This is a genomic window from Chryseobacterium vrystaatense (genome assembly GCF_000737765.1).
Classification (GTDB): domain Bacteria; phylum Bacteroidota; class Bacteroidia; order Flavobacteriales; family Weeksellaceae; genus Chryseobacterium; species Chryseobacterium vrystaatense.
In genome coordinates this window covers 1129431-1141901 of record NZ_JPRI01000001.1, presented here as the reverse complement: position 1 = coordinate 1141901, position 12471 = coordinate 1129431, and the positions used below count along the sequence as shown (strand labels likewise).

At 37.2% G+C, this 12471-nt stretch carries 8 protein-coding genes; 6 read left to right on the top strand and 2 right to left on the bottom strand.

What is annotated here, in order from left to right:
• Positions 1 to 223: 223 nt before the first annotated feature.
• Both IW16_RS05255 and IW16_RS05250 read right to left on the bottom strand, forming a co-directional pair.
• Entirely contained in the window at positions 224 to 3529 is a 3306-nt protein-coding gene (locus IW16_RS05255) for a T9SS type A sorting domain-containing protein (protein WP_165571956.1), read from the bottom strand.
• A 423-nt stretch (positions 3530 to 3952) separates the two neighbouring features.
• Positions 3953 to 5092, bottom strand: coding sequence for an EpsG family protein (locus IW16_RS05250; RefSeq protein WP_223878096.1), 1140 nt, complete (start codon positions 5090 to 5092; stop codon positions 3953 to 3955).
• A 335-nt stretch (positions 5093 to 5427) separates the two neighbouring features.
• Between IW16_RS05250 and IW16_RS05245 the strand changes: the two genes are divergently transcribed.
• From IW16_RS05245 to IW16_RS05220, 6 genes are all read left to right on the top strand, one after another.
• Positions 5428 to 9081, top strand: a complete 3654-nt coding sequence (locus IW16_RS05245; protein ID WP_034740364.1) for an MMPL family transporter — start codon at positions 5428 to 5430, stop codon at positions 9079 to 9081.
• A gap of 43 nt (positions 9082 to 9124) precedes the next feature.
• Positions 9125 to 10039, top strand: coding sequence for a hypothetical protein (locus IW16_RS05240; protein ID WP_034740362.1), 915 nt, complete (start codon positions 9125 to 9127; stop codon positions 10037 to 10039).
• A gap of 1 nt (position 10040) precedes the next feature.
• Positions 10041 to 11180: a beta-ketoacyl-ACP synthase III gene (locus tag IW16_RS05235; protein ID WP_034740360.1), complete on the top strand. Its 1140-nt coding sequence runs from the start codon at positions 10041 to 10043 to the stop codon at positions 11178 to 11180.
• Complete coding sequence (locus tag IW16_RS05230) at positions 11180 to 11611, top strand: hypothetical protein (protein ID WP_034740358.1); 432 nt, start codon at positions 11180 to 11182, stop codon at positions 11609 to 11611. The genes IW16_RS05235 and IW16_RS05230 overlap by 1 nt, the downstream gene beginning before the upstream one ends.
• Positions 11612 to 11616: 5 nt before the next feature.
• Complete coding sequence (locus tag IW16_RS05225) at positions 11617 to 12060, top strand: ABC transporter permease (protein WP_034740356.1); 444 nt, start codon at positions 11617 to 11619, stop codon at positions 12058 to 12060.
• Between the two features lie 127 nt (positions 12061 to 12187).
• Positions 12188 to 12457, top strand: a complete 270-nt coding sequence (locus IW16_RS05220) for a hypothetical protein (RefSeq protein WP_034740354.1) — start codon at positions 12188 to 12190, stop codon at positions 12455 to 12457.
• Positions 12458 to 12471: the final 14 nt, after the last annotated feature.

The window sequence follows — 12471 nt, the reverse complement described above, 5'->3', positions numbered from 1 at the left end:
AAAACAGTTTAATTTAATATTTAGATGGGTTTAACAGCCCCTCCCAAGGGCATTTTGGAATATATCAAGTCCTTTAGTACCTACATTTTACCTCACAATTTAGCTTCAATAAAATAGATGATATAGAATTTTTCATCATTTGCAATAGATGCAAAGTATATGTAACCGGTAAAAAAGCAGAACAGGGAAACCCCATTCTGCTCTAATACAGCTTTTTTCAGGTCTATTGTTTGATTATTTTCACCATTTTTTCGGAATTATTAATTCTCACCAAATATATTCCTGAAGTGAGAGCAGACAAATCTGTTTTCCCATTTTCAAATTTTCCTGACGTTACTAATTGTCCTGACATACTGTAAATGTTATAAAAATAGTCCGTCTGTTGCGATGCACGGATATATAGGATATCTTTTACCGGATTTGGAAAAAAAGAGATTTCGTTATCTCTTACTTTTTCTTTTACTTCAGTATTGCTTAAAGCGGAAGCCGCTCTACCCGAGGCCAGAATTACGACCTGTTGGCCTGGAATGGGACCCGCTTCATTTCCATCCGTATCATATTTTATTCTCACGCAACGGCAGCTTGTCCCGAAATACGGATCATTATTATCATGGAAAGCAATAAAACGGTTAGCGGTAGATGCAGCATCAAACAGGATATTAATTGACCTTCCCAGATAATTAGCTGCCAACGCTCCAGTCCAGACACCGGGATACTGAAAATTGACTGTATTAAAAGTTCCCTGCGGAGATTGATTCGCAAGAACACTTCTGAATCCACGTGACCCGGAATCCGGAAAGTTACCAACCTTGTATGAACCTCCCAAAAACATATATCCAATCGTAGAGGTCGTGGAAGGATTCCTTACTCTGGTAGCAGAATAATCTGTACTTGCATTATAAAATGTGGCTATGTTTTTATCTTTTTTATACCATGGTGACTGTCCAAAATCCTGATTGGAAATCAGAGCTACACTGCTAAGGTCGGGAATCCTCCAGCCTTCCGGGCACGGATCAAAGGGAGACTTCTTCCCTCCTCTTCCCCACCTGTCAGGAGCCAGGTTTGGTTCATCTGACAGCCAGTCCGTTCCGTTGGTGTAATTAGGTGTTACATTATTATACGGAGCAAAAGAACTGGGAATCATATACACCAGGGGATTTTTAACAGAGTAAGAGATCACTTTGGCTAATTTATCTGCCGGACGGTCTGTGCTCTGTACATTTGCAGCAGCATAAGTATTGTAAGGAACAATATAATTTCCAGACATATTATTATACGTAGCGGGAGTCAGTGTTGTATATGAAACCGTTCCGTTATCTGCTGCTGTTCCCAAAAACACATTAAAAGATGCTTTGTTGTCGGCATATTGAAACGTCGGAATCGGGTCTTTTCTTCCCCACTGATAATGCATCCCTGTAGAGGCTCTTATTTTAGCAAGCTCTGCAGTGGTAGGAGAAAGCCCATTGGCAACCATAGGAAAAGTATCAACCGCTCCAAGATTTCTATCCATGAACTCTGTCTGCATCACTGCGTCTGCTTTGTTTACATAATTCACATAATTTACAGCTTCTGATACAGGAGACTCTGTAGTATAGTTAAAGGTTCCTACAGAAGAATCAGTAATCCAGATATGCCAGCTCCAGTATACCGGTGAGTAAATACTTCCATTATGAAGCGTCACTACCGCATTTCCACTTTGATTGGGCCTTATTTCCACTAAAATTTTTGAGTTGCTGATACTTTGTAATGAAGAGGGAGATGGATTAACAATACTTATCCTGTTAATCAGAGTTGTATTGGTCGTCCACAATACATTTGCTTTTAAACTGTTAAAGCTTGAAGGATTAAGGATTTCCTGATTATTCAGAAGTTGACTCTGAACGGAAAAAGCCTTACATACGGGAATTTCAACGGTAAAAAGCTGCGCATCCTTAACCGCCTGATAGGTATTGGGATTATTAATTCCTTCCCTGTATTCTTCCAATGGGGCTGCAAAGTATTCAGAAGGGAAATCATATCTGTTCACAACATAAAGCGGATCTTTAATACATCGGCAGCCGTTGGCTTCGGAGGTATACATTCCAGACATTGGCATATAAAAATACCTTCCTTTAATATTTGGATAATCAGGATCGGGAATATCCGGCTGCCCCTTATCAGGGATCATATAAAGTCCTCTGGTAATGACGGCCGGGGATGCATCAAAGTGTCTCGCCATCGTCGCCGTCCATAAAGCAATATGATGCTGATCTGTATACTGTCCCTGGTGTGCATTTCTGATCAGCTGACCCGTACCGGGAAAAACGCCCATATTATTTCCACCGGCATTGGAAAGATCAAATCCCAGATTAGGATAAATTCGAAATCCTGTCATAAACACAGGAACTCCAGCATCCGTAGGTTTAATAATATGATATTTATTTGTTTCAAAAAGGTTTTTAGACATATTCGTTCTGACCCCAAAAGGTGAAAAATCTATCCTGATATCGTCTGCATACGACTGAGAGCCTAAATTCGCGATCAACATCGATGGCATCCTCCAGCCATTGGGACATGGATCATAGGGAGATTTATCTCTGTAAGGCTGCGCACTTTCTTCCATATTGTAGTTGGCACTGATCCTTCCCTGCGAATTATCCGACCAGAGATTAAGCTCCGAAAGCCTGCTATCTTCTATTCCGGCAGAACGCCCGAACCAATTGACCGGAAGGTTGAGATTATTGTTGTAGTATGCCTGACCGGTATTATCATCTTTATTTACATAGATGAGACTTAATGGATTCTTAACAGCCAGCCTGATGTTTTTACTCACTTCAGCACTGGAAAGCGGAACAAACTTCGTGAGATTATCAATACTGACTGCATTGGTGAAATTCTTCGCTCCTCTATGTCTGACTCTTCCCACCGAACCTGATACTTCATAGAAATCATTTCCTCTTGTCACTAAAGGAGGTATCGGGTCCTTCCGTCCCCATTGATAAAGAAGACCTATGCTTCGGTTCCAGTCTGAAGAAGTGATAGAACTACTCAGAGCGCCCAGGTTACGGTCCATCCATTTCCAGTCTGAGTCTGGAATTGGCTCAACAGTTCCGTCTGCCTTCATCCTTGTAATATTATTAAAACTTTTGTAAGTTGATCCGTTTGAAGGATCGTCGGTAACCCAAATATGCCAGCTCCAGTAGATCTCACCATCCACTCTGAAAGCGATAACGGCATTTCCCTTTTTTGTTTTGTTAATGGGAACTTTTATTTTAGCATTCTGGTCAGAATCCAGAATCTCAAGAGAATAGCGCGTTCCGGATTTGATAAGACCATGGACATCCTCCCACAGTACATCGGCGGTTACTTTACCGGAAGGAATTCCGCCATCCCTGATGAGTTTATCATCCATCCACATAACATAAGCCTTTTTCACCGGAACCAAAAGACCACCTTCGCTTTGACCGGGGTCAAAAATATAGCTGTTGGGGGCTTTCGTCCAATCCAGGGCAGGAACTCTGCCAACAGGCTGACGTAAGGTATCACTCACAGTTACTAATTTTTTCGCATCTCTATACAAAGAAGGGATTTCCTGCAATTCCCTACTATTCATTGAATAGGTACCAATCGACACTAAGCAAAAAATTGCCGCAAAATTTTTAACTAAATTTTTCATATCCTTGAAGTTGTGTGCTATTCAAGAAATACAACTTTTAAGCCTTTAACAATTATTTAACACAAAAACCACAAATAACAACATCATATTTACATTATGACAAATAATAACGCAATATTTAAATATTACGAATAAAAAAAACATACCACACAATCCTTCCCTCTACCAAAGATATTTTTATATGGAATGATGATTTAATAACTGTTATAAAAAAGCACTTAAATGTAAAAAACTGCTGCAAAAAAAAAGACAGCTTCAGAGCTGCCTTATATATTATTTAAGTCAATAGATAAGTATTTAAGGAAGAATATGATTTCTATAAAGTTCTATTGTAAATCGACCAACTTTTATATTATTAAATACCGAGAAAACAACAAAATTAAATATAACAAGGGCTATGATAAAAGCATAAATCATCTTTTTCATGACACTTGACACGACATACATTGTATTGGGAATCAACACATAAGAAAATCCGATAAAAGCTCCTACCAACCTGGATGAGAACACGGGATTATTCCTGAAAATAAAATAAAAACATATTCCGACTACTGCATAGTTCCGATGGTATTCATAGTATGGATACAGTTTTTTCATTTTGGTATCAAAAGCAAAGAGGAAGAATGTAAGGATCATCATCATGGCCTCTGGAATTCCGAAACCGCCATTCAGTCTTTCTATTGACTCGTCCATATATCCATTTAAACCTTCTACAAGAACATTATCAGACGCCATACTTCCCAGAAAATCTCCAAATACCCTGTAAATCTCAAACGGAGAGAGAAACACAGAGCAGATGATCATGATGAGCATGATGGTCTTATTTAATGGCACACGTGCAAACCAGTACATGGGCAGAAACAGATAACTTACTGTATGAATTCCCGATGCGAGAAATATAAAGAACAGGTAATGCCAGAGTTGCCGCTGTTTAATGTACCGTATGGCAAAATAAACAATGAATGTCGCGAGATTCTGCCGGATCTGTCCGCTCTCCCCCACAAAAAAGTAAGGAACAAACATGAAGAGCGTAAAGGTAAAGGGATAAAATGTATTGTCCTCGGTATATTCTATCTTAAAAAAAATGGCACAAGCCGCTATAATGAAAGTAAGAACATAAAAGGGGGCATCGAAAACATTCAGCAGTATCTTATTAATTAAAGTATACAGCCACTCTACATCCAAATGGTCAGAGCCTTCCATATGAAGCATCTTCAAAAATATGCTGCTATAACTTTTTGTATCGGAATAGATGTATAATCCTCTGTAACTTCCGTAATCCGGTCCCACATTATCGCGGAAACCAATCAGTAACAAAAGATAGATCCCTAAAAACCAAAACCATTTTTTGTCTACTTTTTTTCCAAAAACCTCCTGTACACTAAAAAATAGCATATAAAACATGGCCACTATAAAATACGGATGTAATAAACTCATGCTAATTTTATAGTTTTTTGAAATAATGCAATGCGCAGAAAAGATATCCTAAGCCGTAATAAGCCAGGCAGGACAGTAGAAAATTGGAGTACTATTATTGATAGAAATCCGTCTATTTTTTCATCATTTTTTTTCAACATATCTAAAACAGATTCTTATTTCTTTAATAATAATATTGGTTTAAAATATATTTTTTGAAAGGGAACTTTTGCAAAAGTAGAATATTTTTTTATTCTGCCTAGAATATTTTGTTGATTTTCAGACAAAACTTATAGCCGAAATGTTTTGAACTAATACTGAAAAAATTAAATTTGCACACTTGATTTCACAATGTAATGCATCGTTTTTTTATATTTTTATATTATCTGATCTCTAAAAACAGAATTCTTTCTGCAGTAATTGCTTTAGGAATAGCTGTAATATGTGGATTTTTTGCTTCAAAAATCAATTTTGAAGAGGATATCAACCAGATCATTCCTAAAAATGAAAAATCCGATCTTACTGCAAAAGTTCTTAAACAGCTCAATTTTTCTGACAAGATCATCGTGATTATAGAAAACAAATCCAATGAAGACAGCTTCCAGCTTTCTGAAACGGCTGATACTTTTCTACAAAAGGTTGAACCTTTAAAAAAATACATAGGCAGTATTCAGGGAAAGGTGAACGACAGTGAAATCTCGGACACATTTGATTTTGTCAATCAGAATCTTCCGCTTTTTCTGGATGAAAACGATTATAAGGAAATTGAGAGAAAACTTCAGAAAGACAGCATTTCAAAACAGGTAGAGAATAATTACGTCTCACTGGTTTCGCCAACAAGTCTCGTTACGAAAGATTTCATCAAGAAAGATCCATTGGGAATTGCTTATTTGGGGATCAAGAAATTAAATGCCCTGAACATCAGCAAAGACTTCAAGCTGGAAGATAATTATATCGTTACCAAAGACGGAAAAAACCTCCTGCTCTTTATTGAACCAAAAAACAAAAGCAACGATACAAAGGGTAATGAAGCTTTCATCAATACGCTCAATGAGATAAAAGATATTGTCAATAAGCAGTTCAAAGGAAAGACTGAACTCAGCTATTTCGGATCTCCAGTGATTGCTGTTGCCAATGCACAACAAATCAAAAAAGATATACAGAATACGGTCATGATCTCTATGACGGTACTTCTTATCCTGCTGATCTATTATTTCAGAAATTTCTTCACTCCTATTATTGTATTTCTTCCGACTGTATTTTCAGTACTGCTTGCTCTTCTGATTCTCTATTTTATTAAAGATAAGATCTCCGCTATTTCTTTGAGTGTGGGTGCCATTCTGATTGGGATTACCATAGATTATGCCCTCCATATTCTTACACATTATAAACATAACAATAATATCGAAGAACTTTACAAAGAGATTACACAACCTATTGTACTGAGCAGTGCAACAACTGCGGTTTCTTTCCTGTGTCTGGTATTTGTCCGTTCTGAAGCTCTGAAAGATCTTGGCCTTTTCGCTGCCATTACGGTTATCTTATCTTCCATTACTGCATTAATCATTGTACCTCAGCTTTACAAACCTAAGCAGAAGGAAGAAAATCACAGCACCAATTTTATAGACAGAATTGGCTCTTATCCATATGAGAAAAACAAACCTCTGATCATTGGCTGTTCCGTTATTATCATTGCCTGCCTGTTTGGATTCAGGCATGTAGGATTCAATGAAGACATTGGTGATCTTAATTATATACCCAAAGAATTAAAAATAAGCGAGGCTAAACTGCAAAAACTCTCTGACATTACTTCAAAATCCATTTATACGATTTCTTACGGAGACTCTGAGGAAGAAGCACTGGCCAGAAACTCAAGACTGAGCAGCTTTCTGGAGAAAGAAAAAAAGGAGGGAAAAATTTTAAGCTACAGTTCGCTCGGCAATGTTGTTCTTTCTGAAAAAGATCAGAAACAGAGAATTGAAGTTTGGAACAGATTCTGGGATACCAATAAAAAGAACCATACCATTTCAGAACTTGTGAACAGCGGAACTCAATTTGGCTTCAACAGCAGTGCTTTTGACAATTTTAATGCGGTTTTAAATAAAAATTATACCGCGTTAAGTCTCAAGGAATATGAGAAAATAAAAGCATTACAGATCTCAGAGTTCCTGAGCAGTGAAAATGGATTTTATACTGTTTCCAATGTTGTAAAACTGGACGAAAGAAAAAGAGACACCTTCATAAAAGACGTCGAAAAGAACCATGATGCGCTTGCTATCGACCGTCAACAGATGAATGAAAACTTTTTAGGTCTGTTGAAAAGGGATTTCAGCACGCTGATCAACTATTCTCTTCTGGCTATCGTTCTGACGATTATTGTTTTTTTCAGGAATTTTGAACTTACAGTCCTCACTATGTTTCCAATAGTCCTGACAGGAGTTGTTACGGCAGGCATTCTGTATTTTCTGGGGCTGGAACTGAATATTTTCAGTACAGTGGTTTGTACACTGGTATTTGGTGTGGGAGATGATTTCAGCATATTTCTGACGAAAGCAATGCAGAAGGAACATACCACAGGAAAAAATGAGCTTCCGACTTACAGAACTTCGATTATCCTTGCTGTTTTCACAACGATTTTATCGATCGGTTCTTTAATTTTCGCCAAACATCCTGCTCTGCATTCATTGGCACTGGTAGCACTGATCGGAATGTTTTCTGTGATCATCATTACCTCAACCCTCTATCCTTTCTGGTTTAGATTACTGATCACGAACAGGGCAAAGAAAGGACTTTCGCCTATTACTTTCAGGCTATTTTTAAGATGTATCATTTCATTCTTTTATTATGGATTGGGAGGCTTGGTCTTTTCACTGATCGGAAGTGTTTTTATCAAAAGATCAAAAGGGAAAACTTTAGATGTCATCAAATTGATTTTAGCTAAATTTTTAACCTCTGTATTATACATAAGCCCCTTTGTAAGAAAGAGAGTCATTAAAAATCCTTCAGAAGATTTTAGCAGACCGGCAGTCATCATTGCCAACCACACTTCTTTTCTTGATACACTGGCCATTGCGATGGCAACCCATAAAATCATTTATCTGGTCAATGACTGGGTATATGAGTCTCCGGTTTTTGGAAAACTGGTACGGGCACTGGGCTTTTACCCCGTCTCACAAGGAATTGAGAACGGTATGGAAAAACTGAAAGAAAAAATCGATCAGGGGTATTCTCTGGTCGTTTTCCCGGAAGCAGAGCGCTCTTATACCAATGATGTAAAAAGATTCCACAAAGGAGCTTTTTATCTGGCTGAACAGTTCGGATTAGATATACTTCCTTTATATATTCATGGAAATTCTGAAGTACTGCCAAAAGGAGATTTTATCATCTACGACGGAAGTATCACCGTAAAAGTAGGGGAAAGAATCAGTAAAGATGATTTGAGTTTCGGAGAAAACTATTCTGAAAGAACGAAAAAGATCAATGCCTGTTTCAGAGAGAAGTTTGCAGAACTTAGAAATGAGCTGGAAGATGAAAATTATTTCAGAAAAAAATTATTCTTAAGTTACTTATTTAAAGACAGTGAAGTGGTAAAAGAAGTGAAGGATGATTTCAATGCTAACAAATCTGTTTATTTTGAATTAAACAAGCATATTTCAAAGGATGCATCGATCCTGCATATGGCAGGTGATTTTGGCCAGAAAGATATTCTTTTGACTCTTTATCAGGCGGAGAGAAGAGTTTTCTCATTCATTAAAGATGAAGAAAGAAGACAAACAGCAATGCAGACTTATCTCGTAAAAAGAAGAAAGTTACATTATATCAATACCGTTTCAGAGGTCCATAAAAAGATTGATGTACTTTTGGTTTCTGATCAAAATTTTGATATTAATACACTGGAGACAATTCCTGAAACGATCATATTCCTTAATGCAGTTCGCCAAGAACTCGATAATAAAGATTATTATCAAGAATTTAATTCAAAAGGAATAAAAATATTCAAAAAACACTAAATAAATATGAAAAGCATATTTTTGTAATCGCTAAAGAATATTAATGAAAAAAAACATACTCATAATCTACTATTCACAAACCGGCCAACTGGAAGAGATTGTGAAAAATATAGCTAAACCTTTTGAAAACAAAAAGGAAGAATATGACGTTACCTATTATAATATTCAGCTGAAAGAGGACTTTCCCTTTCCCTGGCCGGGCGATGTTTTCTTCAATACATTTCCTGAATCCTATCTTCAGATTCCTAAAGAAATCTTTCCTCCTTCTGAAGAGATCCTGAACAAAAAGTATGACCTTGTTTTATTCGGATATCAGGTATGGTATCTTACCCCTTCTATTCCTATCATCTCTTTTTTAAAGAGCAGTTTTGCAGAAAAAATACTGAAAGGCACGGATGTGGTTACTATTTCCGGGACGAGAAATATGTGGATGCTTTCTCAGGAGAAACTGAAAGTGTATTTGAAAGATCTGGGAGCAAAATTGGCAGGAAATATTGCTTTAGTAGACAGGCATGATAATTATACCAGTGTACTTACCATCTTACGCTGGCTGACCACAGGGCAGAAAGAAAAATCAGGAATGCTTCCTGCTGCCGGAGTTTCGGATGAAGAAATTTCAGGATCTGTAAAATATGGCAGCATTATTGAAAAGCATTTCAGCAGTGGAAACCTATCTGATTTGCAGCCTGATCTGGTAAAGAACGGAGCAGTAGAGATCCGTGCCTTCCTGGTAAGAGTAGAAAAAGTAGGAAACAAGATATTCACCATATGGTCTAATCTGATTATTAAGAAAAAAGAGAAACGCCCATTGCTGATAAAATTCTTTAAGGTATATTTGATGGCTGCGATATGGATTATCTCACCTATCGTCTTAGTTTTACACTTACTGACAACCCCTATATTTTGGTCTAAAAGACAAAAACAAAAAAGATATTTACAAGGAATTAATTTAAAATAGAATGTACGACGTATTTATAACAAAAGCATCAACATACTTACCTAATAACCCGGTATCAAATGATGAAATGGAGACTTATCTTGGTCTGATAAATGACGCTCCTTCTAAAGCAAAATCATTGATTTTAAGAAACAACAAGATCACAACAAGATACTATGCTTTGGACAAAGAAGGAAATCCTACTCACACCAATGCACAGTTGACAGCAAAAGCTGTAGAAGGACTATTCGATGAAAATTTCAAAAAAGAAGACATGAAACTGTTATCCGTAGGAACTACTTCCCCGGATCAAATGCAGCCTTCTCATGCTTCAATGGTTCATGGTGAACTGAATATCGGCAAATCTATTGAAATTAATACGGCTACAGGTTTATGCAACTCCGGGATGAATGCCCTTAACTACGGATTTCTTTCCGTAAAGGCAGGTGTCAATGAAAATGCTGTATGTGCAGGATCCGAGAGAATGTCAGCATGGATGACAGCCGATAAATTCAACCATGAAGCTGAAAATTTAAAAGTACTGGAAGAAAGACCAATCGTTGCCTTCAAAAGAGAATTCCTGAGATGGATGCTTTCTGATGGTGCAGGTGCATTCCTTCTTGAAAACAAACCAAGAGAAAACGGAATTTCTTTAAAAATAGAGTTTATTGATTTTTACTCTTATGCTCACGAGATCGAAGCATGTATGTATGCAGGATGTGACAAACAGGAAGACGGAAGCCTTAAATCATGGGCAGACTACCCTTCTGATGAATGGTTGAAGCAGTCTATCTTTGCTATAAAGCAAGACACCAAAATTCTGGATAAATATATTCTGGTAAAAGGAGCAGAAAGCTTAAGATCTTCTTTTGACAAACATAACCTGGATCCTGAAAAGATTGACCACGTTCTGGCACATATCTCTTCCGGCTATTTTAAAGATGGCCTAAAAGATGAATTTGCTAAAAAAGGAATGGATTTCCCTGCAGAAAAATGGTTCTATAACCTTTCTGACATTGGAAACATCGGAGCAGGTTCTATCTTTGTGGCACTGGAAGAATTAATGAATTCAGGAACATTGAAAAAAGGCGAAAAAGTATTGCTGTGTGTTCCTGAAAGTGGAAGATTCGCTTACTCTTGTGCTCTATTAACGGTTTGCTAATGAAACATCAACTGCCAACATCCGATCAGGATTTTGTGGAAAGCCTTATTCCACAGCGTTTTCCGTTTGTCATGGTTCATGAACTTACGGAATATTCCGAAAACCATCTTGTATCAGGATTCGAGATCAAAGATGATAATATTTTTATCCAGGACGGAACGTTTCAGGCTTCAGGGCTGATTGAACACCAGGCACAAAGTGTCGCTTTACATACCGGATACAAGTATTATCTTTTAGGTAAGGATGCTCCCACCGGATATATTGGGGCCATCAAATCTTTTGAGGCGGAAAGCCTTCCTAAAACAGGAGACCGTCTGGTATCGGAAGTAACGATCCTTAATGAAGTAATGGGAGTAACGCTGGTCGACATTGTAACGAAGCTGAATGGCGGGGTCATTGCAAAATCCCAAATGAAAACTGCAGTAAAATAAATGTAATGGAAATCAAGGAAGAGAATATCATCAATATACACAACTTTCTGCCGCACCGCGAGCCAATGCTTATGGCAGATTACATTCTGGAACTGACCAAAGAAAAAGTTGTGACTTCCTTTGAAATAAAAGAAGATAATATTTTTGTTCATGATGGTGAATTTGTTGAAGCCGGCCTTATCGAAAATCTCGCTCAGACCTGCTCATCTATTCTCGGACAGAGCTTCTTTGAAAATCCTGAAGCAGATACCAAAGTGATCGGTTTTATCACCAATATTAAAAAAATCGAACTCTTTGCACTCCCAAAGACAGGAGATAAGATCATTTCAAAAGCTTCGCTGATCTCACAGTATGAAAATATCTGTAACATATTTTGCGAGACATTTAATAATGAGCAACTGCTGATCAGAGCAGAAATTAATCTGTTTATTCAGGAAGTGAAATCTTAAAATAACTTGTAGTGAAAATATCAAACCAGCCTGAAACAGGCTGGTTTTTTCTTTACATAAGGTTATTAAGTCATACTATAGATACGCATACCCTTTATTTTTCGATATATTTGATGAAAATAAAATTATGAGCGTAAAAGTAAGGTTCTATTCAGATAACGTTGAATTTGATTTTGAAAATTCTGTTGAGTTTCCAATCGCTCCGCAAATTGGGGATGAAGTGAATCTTATTTCATTTTTTAGATACAAGACCTCCGAAAGAATGGAATACTATAACAATATGGATGATCTTGATCTGTATAATGATGCTGTTGTTTCACAGCGTACCTGGTGCAATGATCTTGACAAGAATGAAGTGTATTTACTGGTAAAACTGAATTACCGTCAAAACAAATAAATCCTCTTTTTCAA